Annotated in this window: 19 protein-coding genes; 11 read left to right on the top strand and 8 right to left on the bottom strand. The window is 55.3% G+C overall.

Annotation, left to right across the window (positions count from 1 at the left end; translation table 11 throughout):
• Positions 1-83 precede the first annotated feature (83 nt).
• The gene (locus tag ABEA92_RS04110) at positions 84-761 is read left to right on the top strand and encodes an FMN-dependent NADH-azoreductase (RefSeq protein WP_345682516.1); all 678 of its coding nucleotides are present in this window, start codon (positions 84-86) and stop codon (positions 759-761) included.
• A gap of 173 nt (positions 762-934) precedes the next feature.
• Positions 935-1,354 (top strand): hypothetical protein, encoded by a 420-nt coding sequence (locus ABEA92_RS04105; protein ID WP_345682515.1) that lies wholly within the window; start codon positions 935-937, stop codon positions 1,352-1,354.
• Between the two features lie 127 nt (positions 1,355-1,481).
• On the opposite strand, the gene ABEA92_RS04100 is transcribed toward ABEA92_RS04105, so the two are convergent.
• A complete protein-coding gene (locus tag ABEA92_RS04100; protein ID WP_345682514.1) occupies positions 1,482-1,994 on the bottom strand; it encodes a ferritin-like domain-containing protein in 513 nt (170 codons plus the stop codon).
• 643 nt (positions 1,995-2,637) lie between these two features.
• Between ABEA92_RS04100 and ABEA92_RS04095 the strand changes: the two genes are divergently transcribed.
• The 7 genes from ABEA92_RS04095 (at position 2,638) to ABEA92_RS04065 (ending at position 9,280) form a co-directional block, all read left to right on the top strand.
• Entirely contained in the window at positions 2,638-3,195 is a 558-nt protein-coding gene (locus ABEA92_RS04095; RefSeq protein ID WP_345682513.1) for a GNAT family N-acetyltransferase, read from the top strand.
• Between the two features lie 248 nt (positions 3,196-3,443).
• Positions 3,444-5,426, top strand: a complete 1,983-nt coding sequence (locus tag ABEA92_RS04090) for an ankyrin repeat domain-containing protein (RefSeq protein WP_345682512.1) — start codon at positions 3,444-3,446, stop codon at positions 5,424-5,426.
• A gap of 150 nt (positions 5,427-5,576) precedes the next feature.
• Positions 5,577-6,452: a hypothetical protein gene (locus tag ABEA92_RS04085; RefSeq protein ID WP_345682511.1), complete on the top strand. Its 876-nt coding sequence runs from the start codon at positions 5,577-5,579 to the stop codon at positions 6,450-6,452.
• Positions 6,453-6,840: 388 nt separating this feature from the next.
• The gene (locus tag ABEA92_RS04080) at positions 6,841-7,302 is read left to right on the top strand and encodes a hypothetical protein (RefSeq protein ID WP_345682510.1); all 462 of its coding nucleotides are present in this window, start codon (positions 6,841-6,843) and stop codon (positions 7,300-7,302) included.
• The gene (locus ABEA92_RS04075; RefSeq protein WP_345682509.1) at positions 7,292-7,744 is read left to right on the top strand and encodes a MarR family winged helix-turn-helix transcriptional regulator; all 453 of its coding nucleotides are present in this window, start codon (positions 7,292-7,294) and stop codon (positions 7,742-7,744) included. Before ABEA92_RS04080 ends, ABEA92_RS04075 begins: the two co-directional genes overlap by 11 nt.
• Before the next feature lie 352 nt (positions 7,745-8,096).
• Entirely contained in the window at positions 8,097-8,489 is a 393-nt protein-coding gene (locus tag ABEA92_RS04070; RefSeq protein WP_345682508.1) for a hypothetical protein, read from the top strand.
• 236 nt (positions 8,490-8,725) lie between these two features.
• A complete protein-coding gene (locus ABEA92_RS04065; protein ID WP_345682507.1) occupies positions 8,726-9,280 on the top strand; it encodes a DUF421 domain-containing protein in 555 nt (184 codons plus the stop codon).
• 37 nt (positions 9,281-9,317) lie between these two features.
• Here the strand turns inward: ABEA92_RS04065 and ABEA92_RS04060 are convergent, their stop codons facing one another.
• From ABEA92_RS04060 to ABEA92_RS04035, 6 genes are all read right to left on the bottom strand, one after another.
• Positions 9,318-10,685, bottom strand: a complete 1,368-nt coding sequence (locus tag ABEA92_RS04060; protein ID WP_345682506.1) for a hypothetical protein — start codon at positions 10,683-10,685, stop codon at positions 9,318-9,320.
• Between the two features lie 183 nt (positions 10,686-10,868).
• Positions 10,869-11,897, bottom strand: coding sequence for a WD40 repeat domain-containing protein (locus ABEA92_RS04055; protein WP_345682505.1), 1,029 nt, complete (start codon positions 11,895-11,897; stop codon positions 10,869-10,871).
• Positions 11,894-13,237, bottom strand: a complete 1,344-nt coding sequence (locus ABEA92_RS04050) for a DUF1501 domain-containing protein (RefSeq protein WP_345682504.1) — start codon at positions 13,235-13,237, stop codon at positions 11,894-11,896. The genes ABEA92_RS04055 and ABEA92_RS04050 overlap by 4 nt, the downstream gene beginning before the upstream one ends.
• Positions 13,215-15,332 (bottom strand): DUF1553 domain-containing protein, encoded by a 2,118-nt coding sequence (locus tag ABEA92_RS04045; protein ID WP_345682503.1) that lies wholly within the window; start codon positions 15,330-15,332, stop codon positions 13,215-13,217. Before ABEA92_RS04045 ends, ABEA92_RS04050 begins: the two co-directional genes overlap by 23 nt.
• A 2-nt stretch (positions 15,333-15,334) precedes the next feature.
• Positions 15,335-16,219, bottom strand: coding sequence for a hypothetical protein (locus tag ABEA92_RS04040; protein ID WP_345682502.1), 885 nt, complete (start codon positions 16,217-16,219; stop codon positions 15,335-15,337).
• A 520-nt stretch (positions 16,220-16,739) separates the two neighbouring features.
• A complete protein-coding gene (locus tag ABEA92_RS04035) occupies positions 16,740-18,971 on the bottom strand; it encodes a methyl-accepting chemotaxis protein (protein ID WP_345682501.1) in 2,232 nt (743 codons plus the stop codon).
• Positions 18,972-19,066: 95 nt separating this feature from the next.
• Between ABEA92_RS04035 and ABEA92_RS04030 the strand changes: the two genes are divergently transcribed.
• Positions 19,067-20,599 (top strand): alginate export family protein, encoded by a 1,533-nt coding sequence (locus tag ABEA92_RS04030; RefSeq protein ID WP_345682500.1) that lies wholly within the window; start codon positions 19,067-19,069, stop codon positions 20,597-20,599.
• Between the two features lie 149 nt (positions 20,600-20,748).
• Positions 20,749-20,901 (top strand): hypothetical protein, encoded by a 153-nt coding sequence (locus ABEA92_RS04025; protein ID WP_345682499.1) that lies wholly within the window; start codon positions 20,749-20,751, stop codon positions 20,899-20,901.
• A gap of 22 nt (positions 20,902-20,923) precedes the next feature.
• On the opposite strand, the gene ABEA92_RS04020 is transcribed toward ABEA92_RS04025, so the two are convergent.
• Positions 20,924-21,733 carry a S1C family serine protease gene (locus ABEA92_RS04020; protein WP_345682498.1) on the bottom strand — a complete coding sequence of 270 codons (810 nt, stop codon included), beginning with the start codon at positions 21,731-21,733 and terminating at the stop codon, positions 20,924-20,926.
• Positions 21,734-21,801: the final 68 nt, after the last annotated feature.

Below are 21,801 nucleotides of genomic sequence, written 5' to 3'. Positions count from 1 at the left end.
CAAGTATATCAGCACTGTGGCAATTCATTCATTGCCGCCCCGCTCTGCTACTCGTCTACGCCGAATATAGAAGGAAAACTGAGATGACTCACCTGCTTCACCTTGATTCAAGCCCTCGTGGTGACCGCTCGCACACCCGTCGTTTGACCTCCGAATTTGTGCAGCGATGGCGAGCCGTCCATCCCGACGGCAGCGTGACGTATCGAGACATTGGGCGAAATCCATTGCCGCACGTCACTGAATCGTGGATTTCAGCCGCGTTTACGCCACCGAACCAACGCAGTGCCGCCATGCAATGTGCATTGCGGCTGAGCGACGAATTGGTCGACGAGTTGATGAAAGCGGATTTGATCCTTGCCGGGATTCCCTTCTACAACTTTGGAATGCCAAGCGGCTTCAAAGCTTACATTGACCAAATCGTTCGCGTCGGCCGGACGTTCGCATTTGACCCGGCCAACAAAGAAACACCTTACGCACCGCTCGTTCACGGGAAGCGAATGATCGCCATGATCTCGCGTGGCGATGGAGGTTACGGACCCGGCGGAAGAAATCAGCAGTACAATCACTTGGATCCGCACTTGGCGACCGTACTGCGATTCATCGGTGTGGACGATTTACAGATCGTTGCTGCCGAAAATGACGAATATGGCGGAGCGGACCTGGTCAACTCACTTGAGTCCGCGCGTCGCCAACTTCACGAGCTAGCCTCGGAATTTAAATCGCACCCGCAAGAAGTCGTCGGTTTGAATCGCGTTTCTTAAAAACTGCATGGCGTCGACGCCGCCCATCGCATCGGCCCTCTGGCGATTCGCGTCTTGATCCGACCAGCGAGGCGGGGGCAACTGGCGTTGTCGCAGCGTCAACCCTAGTTGACGCTGGCGAAGGAAACCGCCGATTTAAAGCGTGAAAAACGCATTTTTTTGCGTTTGGTCCAATGAATGCATTGTTGTATTCACCGAATGCGATTCGATATCAGCAACGTGGCAAACACGCGGGCGTTTTGCAAGAGAAACGAGGCCTGTTTGTCGGTTGTCACCGTCTTTTTTATCGGGAGGTCAAGACCATGGCTTATTCGATTGTTGAAAAACCGCCACCAGGCCCTGTCACGCACGACCACTCGGTCGCCAGCGAACGGATGAAAACAGGACGGTATGGCAAAATTTCACTCTCCAGCGATATCGTCTTCTTCGGTGATCCGGTGCGTTTGGATTCGAAAAAGGACAAGCCAGATCATTTGGCGAACGACGAATTCCGCTACATGCAGTGGGTGATCGTCGTCTTCGTTCTAGGGGTGATCTTGCCAGCGTTGGCGATGTTGAGTTACCTGATTTTCAACCCCGAGTCGTTCCGATAACGCCACCCGTTTCGTGCCAAAGTAGGTCACATCGACGGATCGTTGCGTTACCAGTCTGCTGCGTGGGGAAACACCCCACGCGACAAACAGGGGTTGGAGTTTATTGTTGTTCCACACGGTGACGTCGCTAAACGCGAGCGGCGGCCGCATTGATCGACGATTCGGCGATCTGAGATAGTTTCTTGTCGGCGTCGCCTTCTTCCTGCAAGGTCTGCTGCAACAGATCCGCGACGTCCGGCCGACCACATCGCTGTGCAAAGTTTCTCGCCGATCCGTATCCTGCCATTTCGTAATGCTCGACTCGCTGCGCCGCCGCGATCAAGGCGGCATCTTTGATGGCGGGGTCACCCTTGGCGTTGATTATCTCTTCGCCTTCCTTGACCAAGCCCTTCATCGCTTCGCACGATTTACGCTTGGCAGATTTTTCGAGTAGCTGAAACGCTTGTTCGAGTCGATTGACTTGCCCCTTGGTTTCTTCCAAATGGCTTTGGAACGCCTGCTTCAATTTCGATGAAGAGGCTGCATCCGCCATCTTGGGCAACGCATCCATCAGCCGATTCTCTGCGTCATAAAGGTCTTGAAGTTGGTCGATCAGTAAGCATTCAAGCGAATCAAATTCAGTGCTGGTAAACAGTCCCATAGCGTTGTCCTTTCGTGTGCGTTGAGGAATGTTGATGGTTCCAATTCGATCGGAAATCGATCCGCAATTCACGTTCCATGCTTGTCGTGCATCACACCACGGACAATCAGTTACACCGGCCGCAAACGCGGATGCCAGCGACGAAAATTGCCAATTTGAAGCCTTGCGAAACAGTGCTTTCGCCCCTGCAGAATTCTTTCATTAAAAATCGTTTGCAGCCATGCGGCGATGGCGGTTGGGCGGTGATTGACCAACAGGATCGGCAACCAAACGCATTGGCGCTGCAGCAACGAAATCGCCGACGCTTCACCCAATGCCATCAATTATGGCACTGACTGGGTGGTTGCAATCGTTGACGGCATCGGGGACATCCGGAGCGGAAACGAGCGAGCAGGATTTTCGTCACTTGTTAAGTGATGAACCTTGGCTCCATCTGCGGTGTCGCAATGGCGTGCCGTCTCTGTTTTTAAGCAAGTGGTCGGCGTTACACCGGAGTCGCCCCGTTGCCGTTGCCGTTGACCTGCCGAGGCATTTGCGATGCGGTGCGAAAGGGCAATGTGCTTGGGTTAACGCAAGGCGTAGAATTTTGATGGCATGAACGACAGGGATCGTTCCAGCAAGACCACAATCGAGACCGAGAATCATGGAATCAAACGCCGTGCAAATCCGCTCTGCTTGTGAACAGGATCGCAGCGGGATCCTTGCGACGCATCAAAGTGCATTTGGTGACGACGAAGGGCCCGTGATCGCTCGCCTTGTTGCGGAGATGCTCGATGATCCGTCCGCCGAACCCGTCTTTTCGTTTGTGGCCGAGTCTAAGGATCAAATCGTTGGCCATGTTCTGTTCACGTCGGTTACGATCGACCCCGCCGGTGACGTATCGGCCCAGATTCTCGCACCGCTTGCCGTCACTCGTGAAATGCAAGGGCAATCCATCGGAACTCGTTTGGTCAACGAATCGCTTACGCAACTCGCTGCCGCCGGCGTTCAGTTGGTGTTCGTACTCGGCTATCCCGCTTACTACACTCGCTTTGGTTTTGTCGCTGCGGGAACGCGTGGTCTGCAAGCTCCCTATCCGATTCCACCTGAGCATGCTGATGCCTGGATGGTGCACGAATTACGGCAGGGTGTGATCGCCGCCGCCGCGGGCACCATCAAGTGTTGCGACGCCTTGAGCCACCCCAAGTATTGGCAAGCGTGATCGCTGACGGTTGCCGGGATCGCCGTGCTCGCAGCAACAACGCCGAATTGGAAGCGGGTACAATCGAAGGTCATCATTCGATGAACTGGCGGAAATTGAGCTGGCGGAGATCGAGGTTTGGTAATCACGGTTCTCGCAAAGCGTCACTGCCCCAACAAAGGCAGCCGCCTGTCCAAATGAAACCATGCTGGGTGATTCGAGGCCCCGTGGTGCAGCGATGATTTGCAATGACTGGAAGGACCACAGCGATGAACACTTCTGATAAGACCCGTTTTGGCAAGACACCGCTGACGAAGCGACGTGGAATCTATCTGGATCACTATCCCGATTCGTGGTTTCAATTCGCAGTGCGTGATGCAACGGAAACCGAGGTGATCAACGATCGATTGGCGGGAATCGGTAAGGTCACCGAGGATGTGACGCAGTCCGTGTTCGACAAGACGTTTCGCCCGCCAGCGGGATCCTGGACGCTGCTAGTGCACTTAAAGGCCGGGGCTTGGTCGGTGATGCCAATGATGCAGCAATCCCCTTCGATCTTAGATAAACTCGGTACGATGATCGACGGCGAATACATGATCGTGCGACACAGCGATTGTTCGGGCGTGTATTCGGTGATGCGTTTTAGTGGTGGCAAGAAAATCGATCATCTCTACAGCGACGGAGAACCCTGGGATGATGACGACGAATTCGATGAAGAGTTCGAAGGCGATCTCGAGGCCGATGAAGAAGATGGATTCGATCAGCTGCTCAACGGGGTGCAGAGTGATACTTACACGACGGACTGGTTCAACGACCAACCCGATCTCTACTCGGCAATTCACCAAGTGCTATCCGATTGGGATGCGTTCATTCCGGATTATTGGTGGGACGAAGAACAGGGATTGACGGCCTGCCAAAAACAATTGTGTGGCAAACAGTTAATCAAGCGGATTGATCTGGTTCGGTTTGGTGAGATCGACGAACAGGCAGACGCGGACGCATCAAAACAATTGGCGGATGCAATTCGTGACCGAGACCTCGATGGGGTGCGGCATGCATTAGCCGGTGGGGCCTCGTTGGCACAGCTGCCGGAGACCGATCACACCGCGATCGATTTGTTGTGCAGCTATTTACCCGCCGATGATAAGAACGTGGTCGAGATTGCGGAACAGTTGCTGACAGCGGGGGCGAATCCCGACGGAGGTGCCGTGGGCAAGAAAGGACGGCAAATGGACGAGACGCCGCTGTGTCGCGTGGTTGCAGCCCATTTTGCCTCACCGCGTGCGATGTTTGATTTGGCCAATTTACTTGTTCGTCACGGTGCCGCGATCACCGCCGATCCAACTCGAAGCCTTGACGATTCTCCGCTGGAAGCAGCTTTCAATCGAGCTGATTCGGCATGGATGATTTGGGCATTAAGTTTCGACCAGCCGCCGGAGCTGCTTCAGCAGATGCTGCAGAGACACCAGCGAAGTATGAAACAAATGGCGTCATTGGCTGGCAAGGGGTACGCACAAGAACAGCGTGAACGATTCGAGCCGATTGTCGAAATCGTTGAACAGGCGATCGCAGGTAACCCTCCGGACGCATCGTCGCTACCGGCAATGATAGACCAACGCGAGGCAGAGTATCAGCAGCAACGTGCTCAGCTTCACCGATCCGGAGCGAAGATCGCCAGCGCAATGCAGCGGCTCGCTGGCACCTATGCGACCGAGCAAGTTGACGGCGAGACGGTTCCCGTATTCGATGGCTTTGACGTTACCGAGCAATGGATCAATCAGATGCCCCGCAATGTGAAACTTGTACCGGCGGAACTGGGGGCATGGCTCGAAGATGACGAGGTAAGCGATTGGATCAAAGCACTCGAAAAAGCTGCGTTCCGGCAGGTCGGTCAATTCCGTGATGAATCGGGTTGGGGCGAACTGGTGGGATACTGCCAGCCGTTTCGTGATCTGTATGCGGTAGTGGAAAAAATTGGCGACGACGTGCGAGCGCGAATCGTTCGACGATTGACCAATGACCGGTACATGACCGCCACCAATCAAAAGCGGATGTGGAATCAAACGCCCGCAAAAATGGAAGTCGATTGGGTAACGCATCGTGAAGCCGAACATTTATTGCGTCGGCCGATTTTGTCGGCAAGCGAAGAAAGCGAGGCCGCCAGTGCCGAAAAATTTGTCGAGCACTACGAACGAGCTCATTGGCATTTACGGCGGCGATTGCGGGAGTGTGCGATTGCAGAGTTCGGGTAGTCGGAGCCCACGGCGAGCAATTTGCAGGCGGTCGGTCTCTTCAAACGAGCCGTCGTTTGACGTAAAAACGTAAGTGAGCCAGGCTGCAATCGCGGTCGCAGCAACTCCGGTTCTTTCTGTTCTTCATCGACTCAACCTGTTGTTCACAAGATGGCTATCGACCTATTTCAATTATTCTCTCGCAAACCATCGTCATGGTCTTGGCTGTCGATCGTGTTGTGGTCGCTGTGGGCGATCGGTGCGGCGAACGCAGAATCAGATCCCATCGATGCGGAACACTGGCGACGTCAGCAGTTGACAAAGGTGGCAAGGAAGATCGACGAAGCCGCGTCGGAAAACGAGCGGATGGAGTACGAGGCGAGACTGTCTTGGCTTCGCCACTGGCAACCCGGACAAATGACTTCCGCTCCGACACGTCCGCCAATCGAATCCGATTTGGTCGAAGAACCATTGCTTGGACGATTGGAAAGGCCAGCGAAGATGGACGCGGACGTCTGGCAACGGATCACATCGGCGCAAGTGGAATTGCATGCGGTGGATACCGACGATGATCGCAAAGAAAAGGTTCGCGAGATCATCGAATCGGCGAGACGGTTCGAAGAATTGCTGTCTGAGCATCTTCCGTCGCAGCTACAGCAATTGCCAACACCAACCGCATGGACGCTGGCGTACGCTCGATACCGACTTGGACGAGCTTTGGCGTATCGCGAATTGCCAAGTGTTCGCGAACGGTGGCCGATTTCAGATCCCGTTCGCTATCAGCAGCAACTTTCCGCCGTCTATCAAAGGCTGATTGATCAAGCGGGGCATGGGTGTCCGGAGTTCATCCTATTAGAAGACCGGATGCTGCGGCGAGCTGGCCAAAAAGGCCGCGCATTAAAACTACTCGAGGCCAACCAACAGTCGATTGATCCGAAATGGTATCTAAAGAAGCGACGCGATTTGTTAGACGAGCTTGGATGGGAGCCGCCCTATCAGGAAGCGGCGCAAATCTACTTCGAAGCGGGCTACCGCGACGATCCGTGACCGATCGTGGTATCCGGCTTCGGTTGAATCAACGTCGTCAACGCTTCGAGCTGAGCCAAATTCAGTGATCGAGGCCGTTGTCGTGGGCTCGTCGATCAGAACTTGTTTTAGGACTTGTTCTCTTAAAATAGTCGTCGCGATTGACGCCATTGCAGACGCCCCGATCGTAGGCAACAACGTTTGCATCGCAGACCGCTGCCGCAGCGGAACAGGTCGTTGCGTCCATGCTTTTCTTCGAACGGTTTGCCTTGGATGACACGGTCCACGCGCCCCAGTAACGTCGAGGATTGACAATCTGGGAAAATGCTGTAGAGTGCAGGTATGTGGAGAGGGCTTTGTCGTGAGAGGCTCTCAATCGGATCCTCGACGTTCACTGGGACAAAACGGAATGGCTTCAATCGTAGAACGCAGCGTTCGACTTCCTCGACTCGCTTTGGTGACGCGAATCCTGTTCGCAGTCTTCCTATTTGGCACGGGGATCATGACGATGAGCTTTGCCATCAACGGGTATCCCGTTGGCGAGTCGCCCGATGAGGTGGGCCGCTTCATGATCGCGATCGGGAAGACGGGCTATCTGATTTTCTGGGTGGGGTTATTCAAGACGCTCGTTGGCGGCTTGATGTTTTTCCAACGCACTGCGGCATTGGCGATTTTGATGTCGCTGCCCTATGCGTTCAATATCCTGCTGTATGTGACCTTTTTCGCTCATCAGTACCTTGTCATCGGGCTGCCTGATTTCGCCGCGTGTGCCCTGCTGATTTACTGCTACTTCGATTGGTATCGTCCGATCTTTGCGGGACCGACGACCTTATCGGTTCCAGAATCACAAGGAGTTGAAAATGCATTTTGATTCCGAGTCTTCGCCTGGATTTGCAATCGGACGGGTTGCCTACCTGATTCGTTCGGCAATGGCAGCGGTGTTGAAGGACGCCGGTTGGCCATTTTCGCCTGAGGAAACCCAGACACTGATCACATTGTTGGATGCCGGCAAATCGCTCAGCATGAATGAGTTGGCATCGCTCATGATTCGTGATCCCACCACGGTCAAACGGCAGCTGGACCGACTCGTTAAGCAGAAGTTTGTGGAGCGACACGCGTCCAGTGAAGACGCACGCATCGTGATGATCGGAATGACTCGCCTTGGTGAACAGAAGCTTGCCAAAGTGCTTCCGTTGCTGGACGACTTGCGGAAGTCGACGCTCAAGGGGATTTCAAAGTCGGATCTGGACGCGACTCAAAACGTACTGGGGAAAATGCAGAGAAATTTGTCCACGCACGCTTCACGAAAATAGTGGCAAGCACAACATGACGTTTACTCTCTGCCCTCGCTAGCTCAAGGTAAGTTCGAGCCCCGTCCAATCAGCCGGCATAGGTCAGCGGCCACTGCGACGCAGCGGCTGAGAATCAAGAACGCTCTGATTAACGAGCTAGGGGCTTCCGCAGTAGATTTACGATAGGAGCGGTCCCTGCAGAGGTTCGCTGCAACGTGAACGACTTTGTCGCGTTACGGCATCCTGGCGATCAACGTGGTCGATTGTAAAACGCAGCAAATGCAGAAACGCGATGGGTCCGCCGAGTGAGTTGCCACGCGATAGGCACGGTGATTGCCGACAATACGACATGCGGCGTGCGTCAGCATTCTCATTGTTCATCGATTTCGCCAACGCTGGTACATCGTTTGCGATGTTGGTCATCAAGTGGCATCGGTTGTCGGTGCCGTACACACTTGAAATTGATAAAAGAGAGATATTCATGGCTGAAGCAACAACACGCATGGGGCAAGAGTCGCGGCGTTCCGAAGCATACCAGCATTCCGAAGGGACGGTTGCCAGAAGCATTGAAAAACAGACTGCCAAGTTACCGTCTGATGTTTTTCTGTGGGCGGCCTTTGCGTCCATCGGTAGTTCGTTACTTCTGCGGTCGGTGGATCGAAGAGACGAAAGTCTGTTTGTGGGTCAATGGGCGCCAACCTTTCTTTGCCTGGGAATCTACAACAAGATTGTCAAGACCGCGGGCTCTGATCGCATCCGAGGCTAACGCTTTCACAGCGATCAGCCCCCGCTTCTGGCGAATCGCCGCCAATCCCAGCAATTGCTAGACGCTGCCCACCTGCGCAGCGTCACCGTAGAAGAGAACTGGCAAGTGGTGACACGGATCCCAAGGTGGACAATCCCACCTTTTCCTCGAGATGCACTCTGAGGCAATCACATCGATTTTGAATCGACACAGGCCGCGAAGCCGAAGACACCCACTTACGAAATTGTGAGCTTGCTATGAATGACTGGACTTGGATAACGGCCAGCGGAACTGAGCTCCTCATGGTTTTGATTTCTGGGCTTGGCATCTACGTCACCCTCTTGCTGTTGACCCGGCTGTCTGGGCTGCGAAGCTTTTCTAAAATGTCAAGTTTCGATTTTGCGATCACGATTGCCTTCGGTTCGGTGATTGCCTCCACGCTGCTCACGAAGTCTCCCTCGTTAGCATCCGGGTGCTTCGGACTTGCCGTCCTGTTTCTGATCCAGTACATCGTTTCTCGAAGTCGGCGTTTGGCGGCGTTCGTCGAGTCCATTGTTGATAACGAGCCAATGTTGCTGATGGCCGGCGACAGGGTCCTCGACGAAAACCTGACCCGCGCCCGAGTCACAAACGATGATTTGAATTCTCATCTTCGAGTGGCAGGGATCACGCACCCCAAGCAGGTGTTCGCTGTCGTGATGGAGTCCACTGGTGATGTCGCTGTGCTGAAGAAGTCTGATGAAGTGGACCGCTCGCTTTTTGCCGGCGTCAGAGGGTCGGAACAGCTAACATTTGACCCGCGTGATTTGTAACCAAACTGGAATCACGAAGTTAATCCCAAACAGGACCTTACGCGCCGGGCATCCGAACATGCTCGGCTTCGACAACGTCCGCGTTTTTGAACCCCTTCTCGAATTTTGCATCGATCACGGCGGACGCGTCCGGCAAGTCTCTGTGAATCAGCTTCGTTGGCTGATCACGAAGAACCTCGTCACGATCCAAATAGAGTCTTAGCTGTACCCTTCCCGCCGGAATGGTTTCGCCGTCGGGCGACAGATCGTCACGCTGGTCGTCGCTCGCGATCACGAACAACGATCCATTGACCATCTTGCGTGGCGTTACTTTGCATTGAGTGAACGCGATTGGGGTTGCAGACCAATCATTGATTTCGGAATCCCAGCGGTGCACAAAAATCTGAACCGTGGACAAATTGGGCCAGTCCGCGGGAAGCCCTTTGATGCGGATCACGTGCTCGGTGGGGTACCAGTTGTCTTTGGGAATCGATTTGCCATCTTGATAGCCCCCGGTCGCAGCCAATGCATAGTCCTCCAGCCAAGCCGCGAACGCTTTGTACGATTGATCGTCGGAGTGCATTTTGATGCCGCCCAGGTGCGAGACCGGTGCGACCGAGGATGGCTTGCCGAGGTTTCCATTGGCATCTTTGGCAGGAACCTTGGCCGTCGGTTTTAGCAGCAGCAAGCTTTGTAAGGGGGCGTCCACGTTGATTAGCGGCAAATCATCGCCATGCCGCTTTCGACTGCTTGCGATCAACGACTGCAATGTCTGCTCAGGAGTCTCCTTAAAGATGTTCATCTTCGCTCCAAACTTGGCGACGAACTCCTTGTGTCGTTGGATTGGCTTGGCGTGCATCGGATTATCCGCGTCGATCTCTGCCGGCGTGTGACACGGAAAACATCGCATGCGTTGAGACCAAATGTTTCGTACGAAGGAATCGAGAACCCGATCTTTGCGGGTGTGCCGAATGACCTCGACCGGTGTCTTGGGACCGGCCGCGACGCTCGACTCGATCGCTGTGGCATTCACCAAGTCCGAGTCTTGGCAACAGGCTGCGATCCAAGACGCGAAGGCTTCGTATTCCGCAGCACGATTCTTTGCATGAATTCGCTTGGCCAGCGAATCCGAATCGGATTCGCCCATCTCGATCAAGTGCAGGATTTTCGATTCGCGAGGACGATCAACATCCACCAAGCCCTGGTCTCGCAGTGACAAGAACGTCTCGCGACTGGATGGCCGGATGTAGTCCTTTAGGTCGACCGAGGAAAGATGACACTGCACACAACTTGAGGGATTCGGTGAGTTGAAGATCGGCATGATCCGCTGCTCGAACACGGAAGCCGGAGACGGCTCCGCTGCAGACGCATGCGTCCCAAACGCGATCAAGGTGGCAACCCAAATTGCATAGGCGGTTCGTTGCATGACGATCATCCAAATATTTGACGCAGGGTAGAACTCTTCATGAAAGTGTATCCGATGCTCTGGATCCCCGGTAAGCTGCCAAATCCTTCAAGCGTCCCAAAAAAGTGTTGTCCAGTTACTTCACACGACTAATTCGCTCTCGGCCCGACGCGGTCCAAGCGATGACTGCCAGTAACGAATCCATCATTTCGATGGTTCCGCGGCGATCACTCTTGCTATCGCGCCGCCTGCACCGGCGACCGCAAAGCTACCGTCGCCCGCGGCGGCGACTTCGTAAATCCAGCCGTCAATTCCGTCGAGTGTCTGTTCGATTTCGACGGTGTTGGGGTTGATGATTCTCAGTTTTCCGTCTGAGCCTCCGACGGCGAGTCGCTCACCATCGCGGCTCCAAGCAATCGAAGTTGGCTCGACCGGCAGCCGCGCAAACCGAACCAGCCGACCGATCGTGGGCTGCCAGAACCGAACCGTTCTGTCGACGCTGGCCGAGGCAAGGTAAACAATTGCATGCCCACCGGGCCGTACCGCAAGATCGCAGACAGCCCCGGTGTGGTTGTCCAGGTTTCGAAGCGGTGGCTCTGACAGAATCCCCTGTTCACCGCTCCACACTCTTAAGACCTGATCGATGCCGGCCGAAACCACCAAGTTCTGCTCACTTATCGATTCGACGCACAACACACGACGCGAGTGCCCATGGACGACACGCATCTCTTCTGCCTCGCCATCGGACAGACGCCACTGGATCAAATCATGGTCGGCCGCGCCGGTCACAAACAGGTCATCGGACAACCAGGCCGCCGAATGAATCACATCGCGGTGCGAGGTGCGAGTCGCAATCACTTCGAATCCTGGCCACGACACAAGTTTCCATTCTCCGTATTCCGCTGTAGCGCCGCCAACGATTAGAAGTTGCCTGCCATTGGGCGAAAATTTTAAGTCGTAAATCTGTGGGAAACCGACTTCCCGGACGAATGTGGGGATGAGATCGGGCCAGGAGATGACGTGAACTCCCAACTGCGAACCGGCAACCAGTGTCGTGTCGTCAGCCGAAATTGTCAGCGCGGTAATTGGTGGTTCTGCTCCATAACTTTGCGTCAAGCCGATGGTTCCCAACATCAACACCGCAGCGGTGACAAAGCTGCGGCGAAACCGGCCAGCGATGGGCTGCTGGGTAAACATCCAGCGGAATCGCGTTGTACTCGTGAATCGGTTCATACCAGCTCGTTTAGTGCGATGCCATCGGCGGTGACTTGGACCGGACGACCGTCGCTGGTGTAAAGTGTCGTCGCCGGATTGATACCGAGCAGTCGATAGATCGTTGCGGCTAGATCTGCTGGCGTCACGGGACGGGAATTGGGGCTTTCGCCCATGTCGTCGCTCGAGCCGATAACTTGGCCTCCCGCTACGCCGCCGCCCGCCATCATCACGCTGAACACGCGAGGCCAGTGGTCGCGACCGGCCTGGGTGTTGAGCTTCGGGGTGCGGCCGAACTCGCCCATCACAACGACTAGCGTATCTTCAAGCAAACCGCGATCGTGCAAATCAGTGATCAACGCGGCGTAAGCCATGTCGAGCGATGGCACGAGCCCCACCGGTACCTTCGCCCCGGTATAGCCATCCTTCAGACGTGTGACTAGGTCATTGTGCGTATCCCAGCCGCGGTTGTTCACGGTAACAAACGGAACCCCCGCCTCGACCAATCGGCGTGCGAGCAGACAGCATTGTCCGATTGATTTGCCGCCATAGCGGCGACGCACATCGTCACTTTCCGCGGACAGATCAAAGGCACGCTTGGCCGCCGGCGAAGTCATCAACCGATACGCTTGCTCGAAGGCGGCATCGTTGGGCGGATTGTTTTGCGCTGCTTCCTGGACTCGGTTCAACGTTTGCAGATAGCTCCGTCGCCGTTCCAACCGTTCGTCAACGATGCCGGGGAACGGATCGAGATCACGAACCTGAAAGTTGGGACTGGCAGGATCACCGCCAACTTCAAACGGGGCGACACGCGGCGGCAGGTAGCCAGCGGCGGCAAACGTTCCCCCGCCCACTCGCAAATCGGGAATCGCCACATGCGACGGTATCTCACCGTGACGCCGATTCAGGTGCGACACCACAGATCCGATGGCAGGATAATTCAGTGCAGGCGTTGGTTTGTAGCCTGTCAGCAAATAGTGAGTGCCGAAATTGTGCTCGCCAAGCGGTGACGTCATTGAGCGAATGATGGCGGTGTGCTGCATCGCGGCCGCCGTACGCGGCATCAACTCGCTGATCTGAATACCCGGCACCGAAGTCGAGATGGCTTTAAAGGGGCCACGAACTTCCTTGGTCGCATCGGGCTTCGGATCGAGCGTTTCAAGATGACTGGGGCCGCCGTCTAACCAAATCAGGATGCACGACTTGGCGCGAGCAGCCGGGCTCGCCGCATTCACTCGGTCGATATGACTGCCTAGACCGAGTCCCAAAGCGGTCAGTCCACCGACGTAAAGAAAGTCTCGTCGACCGATGGAGTTGTGGTCGGTGGCGGCTTGCCACTTAGTTGTTGGTTGAGAATTCATGGCAGTTCAAAAGAGCCCAAAGGAAATCTTCAAGGCGAGCGGTTCGCTCATGCGGGGCCGCGATGGAATCGATTCGATCGACCCAGCCGGCGAGTTCATCGTTGCTTGGCGGCCGACTGAACGCAATCAAATAAAACGTGTTGACGATCTCGTCGGTCGAGGCACCCTGGACAATCAGCGATCGCAGGCGGCAATTCGAATCACGAATCTTTTCATTGATCAGCCCACCGTTTATTAGATGAAGCTGCGAGGCGATTCCTCGGTCACCCCTTTCGTCGGACGAGCACGGCTCGCCGGGCAAGCATTGACCCAAGAATTCCAGTTTGCTTGCCGAGACCGTTCGGTCGACCACATTGATTGCCCGGCCAACTCCGGCATAGTCATCCGCCACGCCGGTGACGTCGCTGATGGCGTCTGCCAAGACTTCTGCCGACAATGGTTTGGGGATCGCATGGGCGTAGAAACGATCGTCGACTTTCTCACCGTCAATCGCTTGACCTGCACGGTTGTAGGCAGCCGAGTTACAGATCAGCCGGATCAAGGGACGTAGTTTGAAGTCGTTGCTCGAAAAATAGTCTGCCAACCGATCCAACAATTCAGGATGCGAGGGGGGATTCGTCGCACGCAGATCATCCACCGGGCTCACCAGTCCGCGTCCCATCAGGGCCTGCCAAACTCGGCCCGCCATCGCCTTGGCAAAGTAGGGATTCTCGGGCGAGGTCAGCCAATCGGCAAACGATTTCCGCGGGTCAACACCGCCGAGCATGAATGATTGACCAGGGATCTTGGCAATCGCGGGTTCACCGGTGCGGGGATGCGTGATCTCGCCGTGGCCTGTGAACCGCACCACTTGTCCGCGATCGAGGCCAACGAAAACCGCTGCCAATCCGTGGTAATCATCCTGCGTCCAGCGATCGAGTGGATGGTTGTGACAATTGGCGCAGCGAAGCCGCACTCCCATCAGCACTTCGCTCATGTATTCGGCTTCCTCACGGGCGGTTGCGAAATAGCGATGCACCGTAGCCGCACCCGTCTCGTGAGAGTCCCCTTGCGAAAGGACGAGTGAGTTGGCGATCGAGTCCCAACTCGCGTCGGTGGCAACCTGTTCGTGCAACCAACGGTAAAAGGCGTTGGCCGCCAGGGTGTCGGTGCCCGGTTTTTGTAAGCGGAGCTGAATCGCCAAGAGATGCGTCCAGTAGTCCGTGAACTCGTCCGAACTCAGCAATTCGTCGATCAACTCCGCTCGATTGATGGGAGCGGAGGCGGATGCAACGTGCTGGACCAACGCGGCCGAGGGCAAGCGACCGGTAAGATCGAATGATACACGCCGCAAAAACTCGAGATCGCTGTAGGGTTTGGCGGGTGCCAGACGAAGAGCGAGAAGTTTTGCGTTGATTTCGTCGTCGATCCAATTCCTGCGGGCCGAGTCGGGGAGAGTGGGGATCTTTGATCCGATGGGGGACGTGACTAATAGCGAAGTCACTTGGTCGCCGTACCGGACGGTAACGACATGTTGTCCGCTAAGTTTCACCGTCGCTGCGCCAGCCTCATCGACAACCAGTGCCGAGTCGTCTTGGCTGACGTAGATGGCCGATTCGGTCACGTCACGCTGTAACCCATCGCCAAAAACCGCCGTTACCTTGATTTGCAACTCTGCCGGAATCGAGGTCGCGGCGAACGAAGTCGGGGTGACGATCAGCCGCTCCAGTAGTCGCAGCTTTTTTCGTGCCGCACCCGCTGCAATCCATTCCGCTATCACCGCAGCGGCTTCGGAAGTCGATTCCATCACCTCGCCGCCACCGTGATCCAATTGTCCCGTCGGTTTTGTCAGTAACAGACTTCTTCGTGGTGTCACGTAATCAACACGGCGTCCTTCCAGTTCGTTTACGATCGATCGGTAGTCGAATTCGGGATCGCCTCCGAAAAGCGACAAGCGAAAACCTGCCTGACCCGCTGCACTGCCATGACAGCTAGCCGCGTTACAGCCTGCCTTGGAAAGCAGTGGCACCACGTCGGTATCAAAGTCGATCTCCTCGCCAGGACTGGCCGCAGCGCAGAGCAAACTGGTGCACACGATGAAGCAGATCGTTCGCATGATTATTCTTTTTCAGCCGGTTCGTCTTCGTTCGGCGTGAATTCCTTTGCCCATTTCTTCAGATACGCTTGCGCTTCGGATGTCCCGTATTCTTTTAGCCGAGGCCCCTCGGTGATAAGCCGAGACGCCTGGTAAACGCGTTGGCGGAACCAGCGATTCTTGGCGGCGAAATCTTCGACATCGGTCGCCGCCGAAATAACCTCTTCCTTGGTGGCATCCTTTCGGATGACGGGGACCATCTTTTCACGATAGATCGCCTCTTGCTCGGGTTGCTGTCCCGTCCGATTCATCGCCATCCGAGGTTCTTTGTACCCCATCTGCTGCAGAGTCGGTGCTTCGGTGCCGCCCAAGACCTTGATGATCTCGTGACCGATTTTTGTCGCGTCCGCCTGCACGCTGGGTTGCACCAGAGCAAAGTTGGCGGTCACGACGCCCTTTGATCCAACAAGCACCGTGAGGGTCACCTTTCGATTCAGCCCATACGCACCGGGACCCTCGATTCCATCGGTCGAAATCAACGGCGTGGCACTTCGCGGCAACGCGTGACGTGCTCGTTTGAGGAAGGCGGTGGTTTCGGTGACGTCGTCGGTAAGGAAGACCAGCCGCGACGTTAATCCAGATGGTTCTTTGCTAGCCGCAAACTCCATCAGCAAACGCATCAGGCCAACCGAAGGACGCGTGATTTGATGGACGAAGACGACTAAGATCGGTGAATCGTTTGTGCCGTCAATGGCATTGATAGTGGCGGTGTCGCCAAAGGCTGCGATAGCCTCGAAGGGCCGAAGTGCCTCGCCCACCTGAGGTCCCGAAAAGAGCGGTTCGTCTGCGACCGCGACCGCGGTAAGGAAAAGCGTGATCACGGTCGCTCGAAAGATCGTTTGCAGCATGGGGACTCGCCTCGCAAGGTGCGTGAAGTTGGGATTCGCTCATGATATCAACCCCACGCGAGCTTAGGGGATTCGAAATCTTGTTGTAGCGGAACTCGTCAAGAGTTTCGGGGAGCATCCACCCTGGAACGAAAGTCTTGAGTGGCTTGATGATTTAATCGAAATGCAAGTCGCAACAGTGAGCCGTGGGCCGTAAGGCACCGGGTAGCACGCGGGACCCGGCCGCTGACGCGTCGCGGCTCATTAAATCAACAAGCCGTTAACGGCTTGTTGATTTAATGAAGTTTCCTGCGGCAAGGGTGTATGATGGACTTCCTAGTCCGTCATTGGTGTTATTCGACGGACTAGGAAGTCCATCGTACGACTAAATCAACAAGCCGTTGACGACTTCCGCTACGATTTGCATATCAGGACCGCGACGTCCGACGGCGGGATTGGGGGCACGACGCTGCATGGCAACAGTCTCCATCCCGCCCAAGCGAGTCGCCGGCTGCTGTTTCGTGATTGCCCAACAGGGAAGCTACTTCGGAAAGGTGGTGGCGTCGTGGTCCAAGCTTGTCGACCGCATTGCGTTGCCTGTTTTTGAAGTTTGTCCGTTGGCGGATTCCGACGTCAGCTCCGCTAGCTCGGTACTCAATTCGGTCAAGTTCATTGCCGATTGCTCGATTTCTTGCAGCGCCGCTGCGTGTTCGGCCGTCATCCGTTCCATATCCTGCATTGTTTTGTCAAGCTCGACCGTGCCGGTTGCCTGGCGTGTTGCGGCCGCAGCGATCTGCTTTGCCGTCAACGCGGACGCCGAGATCGTCTCTAACAACGTTTGAACCAAATCGCCGGTTTGCTGAGCGACCTGGCGGGCTTCGGCAACGACCACCGTTTCTTGCTCAGACGATTCCACGGCCTTGCGGATGGCATGCAGGATCTCTGATAAAATACCACGCACCTCGCGTGTGGACTGCATCGATTGCTGAGCCAGCCGTTTGATCTCGGCAGCCACCACCACAAATCCTTTGCCGTGCTCGCCCGTGCGTGCGGCTTCCACCGCAGCGTTCAGTGCCAGGACGTTGGTTTGTTCGGCGATATCGTCGACCGTCGAGGTGATTTCGCCAATCGCCTGCGCTCGTTCGGCAAGCGAGATGACGTGAGTGGCGGTTTCTTCGACTTGCCTTCGGACGGACTCCAACGCTTCGATCGATCTTCCCATCGCTTCACGACCCGTTTCCGCAGTCGCTTCGACATGCTCTGCTTCGTCGACCATTCCCTTGGCTCGTCCTGCGGTGTCGTGAGCGATACTCGAGATCTCATTCATCGTGCTTGCAGCTTGAGAAACCGCGGCAGCCTGGGCGTGCGAACCACGAGCCTGTTTCGACGTCGTCGACAGAATGTCGTCGCTGGTTGAGTTAAGACGTCCAACGGTATCGGCGATCGCTTCGAAAAGCGTGTTCCGTTCACGCTGTGCCTTCAACATTTCTTCTTGCGATGCGAGCGTCAAACGTTGCGATTCCAGTCGTTCGTTTTGCTGAGTCAGCGTTTCCTCTTTGCTCTTCAGGTCATCGACCATCGATTGCAAGTTAGCCGCCATCTGATTGAATCCCGCACTCAACTTGGCGACTTCATTCTGACCGGCAGCAGGAATCCGGTACTCGAGTTCTCCTTGGCCGATGCGATGAGCACCTCGCAGCAACACGTCGATGGGACGGGTGACCGATCGGGCGATCAACCATCCCGCGACGATGACTAGCAGCGTCGCCGCAAACGCCAACCAAATGATCTGGTTGCGAAGTCGTTTGATCGGAGCAAAAACTTCCGAAGTCTTTCGTGCTTCTAGTACAACCCAGCCCATTCCGGCAAAGTCACCATGTCCACGAGAAACGGCAAATGCGCCTAACAAATCCTCTCCGTCTCGAACGTTGGTTAGATTGGCAACAAAGGCGTTTTCGTTCTGATCAAAATCGACGTCTCGAAAGTATTCACTGCCGTCTCGCAGCCCCGTCGAATTTTCTCCCGCCTCGCGAATCACGCTGTGGTTCCGATCGAACAGCAACAGATAGCCATCGGTTTGACTGTTCCGTTTGTACTTGTCGACAATGTCGATCAGTTCTTGAATATTCAAAACGGCTTTCATGACGCCCAGGAATTCATCGTCCTCGTCGACCGCCTTTAGACAGATGTCGACCGAGTAGATTCCTGCGCTCTCGTCGAAGCTGACGTCTTCGATATGCAATCCGTTTTCCTTTGCCATCTGCCACCATGACTCGTCGTCTTGGCGGTAGTCGGAGGTGCGGTTGGTTTGGGCCACGTTCGCACCAAATCGGTTGGTGATAAACACCTCGCCGAAAACAGCATGCCCCGCTGATTTTTCCAATTGACGCAGCCAAACATTGAAATCGCGGGCCAGATCATTGTTCATGACCTGCTGCATCAGCGGGATCGTTTCGTGTACGGGGGTGGCTCGCCACTGTTGGTCGCGTTGCTCAACCAGCCTCGCCGGATCATCCATCTGCATCATCTCGTCATTGGATTGCCGCAGCGTCTGACGCACCAAATCGGTTTGCAGATAGGCCTGCCACGTGGTCGCGCGAGTTTGGATGATCCAATCGACTTCGTCCATGACTTCTTGCGCGCGCGTAACCGAGTTCGCTTCGATGGCACGCCGCAAACTCGTTTCGCTGACACTGGTCGCATAGATGCCTACCAACCAAATCAAAATCGTCGGCAGGATCGTTGCAATCAGCAATTGATGGACGATACGCATGTCGTGTACCCGAAAGAAAATCGCGACGTTTGATGATTTTGATTACTCCGATTGTAATTCAACTGCCTCGTTGAACGGTTGGATATGGCCCCCGAATGCATGTTTTCCTTGTGCTAAAGACATGTAGTGGGCCGATCTTTGGCGATATGAACGCCAATCGATATCCCCAGCTCCGTGTATTGTTCTTCGCGATCACCATCCCGATGTTGGTGATTTCATCAACGCGTGCCGATGATGCCGAGGTCGCCAGAGCCGCCTACAAGCAGAGCTTCATCGACAACGATTTCAGCTACCTTGACGATCCGTCGTACCAAGGACAGTTCCTGGGCGAGCGGCTGAAGCGACTGCGTCCCATCAGCGATGTTACAATCGATTTGGGCGGTCGATTCCGTTCTCGGTATCACAACGAAAACAATCTTCGCAGCGGTCGCCGATTGACCGGTGCCAGTGACGAATTCACTCTGTCGCAAACATTGTTGTTCGCGGACGTTCACATCGGAGACAACTGGCGCGTCTTTGGGCAAGCGATCGATGCAACCAGCGATGGCGAAGATTTACCGCCGCGGGGCAGCGAAGTCAACCGTTTCGATATGCAAATGCTTGCCGTGGATGCGCGACTGTTAAGCACTGGTGACGATCAAGAATGGTGGCTGCGTTTCGGACGCCAAGAAATGCACTATGGATCGCAACGGCTTGTCGCCAGCCGTCCATGGCGGAACACACCGCTGACGCACGATGGGGTGCGGAGTTGGTGGAAGTCCGATTCCGCACGCGTCGATGCGTTCTGGGTGCGGCCAATCGATCTGGCACAGCATCGGCCCGACGATACCAATTTTGACAGCCCCGACCAAAGCCGCCAGTTCTATGGGGTCTTTGGTACAACGAAAACCGACACGGCACGATACGACCTTTATTACTTTGGAATGACCGAAGAAGATGAACTCGTGCAAACGTTTGCCGGGGTTCCTGGTGGTTTTGATGTTCACACGATCGGGGGTCGCGTTCTGCGTAGCGAAGGCGAAGTGCAGTTTGAACTCGAAGGAGGTTACCAATTCGGAAGTTTCTCAAGTTCGCGTCAATCGGCGGGCTTTGCCACCGTCGGTCTCGGACGCACCTTTGAACGATTGCCCCTGAAACCGACCACGTGGCTGTTCTACGATTGGGCATCAGGCGATGACGATTTGAACGACGGCGTTCACGGAACGTTCTACCAGCTCGAGCCTCGTGGACACTACTACTTGGGACTCGCCGATTTGACAGGGCGCCAAAACATTCAAGACTTGAATGTGCAGACGTCGCTTGCGATTCGCGACGACTTGGAATGTCGCATCCATTTCCACAACTTCTGGCTCGCCAACCGCCGAGACGCGCTGTACACCAACGGCACTGCGGCATCGTTCCAAGATCCCACCGGGTCCGCGGGCAACGAGATTGGCCACGAGTTGGATTTGCAGTTGCGTTGGAGCATTTCGCCGCGAGCTCACTTTTTGGTTGGATACAGCTACCTGTGGGCAGGCGACTATTTTGACAGCCCCGTCATCCAAGGCGGCCCCGCTGGAATTGCTCCTAACGGAGCGAGTGGCAATGACGGCGAATTTACCTACATCCAATCGACGCTGCGATTCTAGAAAAACGAAATGCCAATTTGCCGCCGGCGAAGCGACAAATTGGCATCCGATCGCCATCGATAGGTCACTGCGGATGTGAATTTGACGGTTGGCACCGTGGTTGCTAATGACGGGGTTGCTAGTGACGTCGGCCATGCAATCGACGTCCAATGCAAACGTTCTTTCCCGGCAACGGAGACCGAGTCATGGTGATTGAGAATCCAAACAGCATCCTAGTTTATCTGTTATGCGGCATCGGAGTGCTGACGGTTGGCGGACTGATCTCGCTTGCCGGGTACGTCACGTTCTTTAAACGACACTGATACTCTCTTTTTCGGTCATTGATTAAAAGTCAACGTTGGGCCATTGAAAAATTTCTCGATCCCAACGTTCCCATGGCATCCGCTGCAGCGGTTGACGTCCGCGGTCATCGAGCGATCGCAGCAACTGGTCCTTGCGGCTTTGTGGCAAGTCGTTGTCGTCATTGATGGCGTCACGAATTTGTTGTCGTGTCCCTGTGAACTCCTTGCTGACCGAATTGCCGCTGGTGTCTTGGTAGGTGATACGTACCAAGTAAGTTCCGTCGGCTTCCTTTTGCAGCGTCAACGACTCAAACGAAGTCCATTCGGTTCCCGATCCCAATTCGTCTTGTGCTTCGGTCCAGAACTCGGGCCGCAACGGCGAAAACGGAATGTTGAAGCGTCCGGTCACGCCCGACCAGTCCGAGTAGATCGGTTTTTGTAAGGTTTGTTCGCCCAATTTGACCTTCGCTGTCTGCAACTCGCCGCCGCGAACGTATTGCACTTCGATCTCTTTGCCGGGCTCATCGTTGCGGACACGTTTGACAAGTTGCTCAGGTGAATACAGATCTTGGTCATCGTAGCGAACCAGCACGTCGTGCGGCTTCAGTCCCGCCATGTCCGCCGGCGAGCCTTTGGCGACTTCCGAAACGAGCACACCGCGGCCATCGTTGATCACGGCCGGCAGGTGGCTTTTTAGCACTTCGGGAAGCGAGGTCACCCCGACGCCAAGTCGAGCTTGGGTGGCATTGTCGGTTTTCGATTTTGTCTCGGCAGCAAATGTGATCGCTGGCAGCATGAAAAGCAGAGATAAGCCAGCGAGAATCGGAACAATGCGTTGGCGATTGGTTTTCATGTTGAATCTCCTGTGACCGCGAGTCAATTTGTTTAACAGCTGGCCGAAGGCGTCTGCGATGGTTTCGC

This window comes from Novipirellula caenicola (genome assembly GCF_039545035.1).
In the GTDB taxonomy this organism is placed as follows: domain Bacteria; phylum Planctomycetota; class Planctomycetia; order Pirellulales; family Pirellulaceae; genus Novipirellula; species Novipirellula caenicola.
Note: the sequence above shows the minus strand (reverse complement) of the source record. Positions and strands in the feature narration are given on the sequence as shown.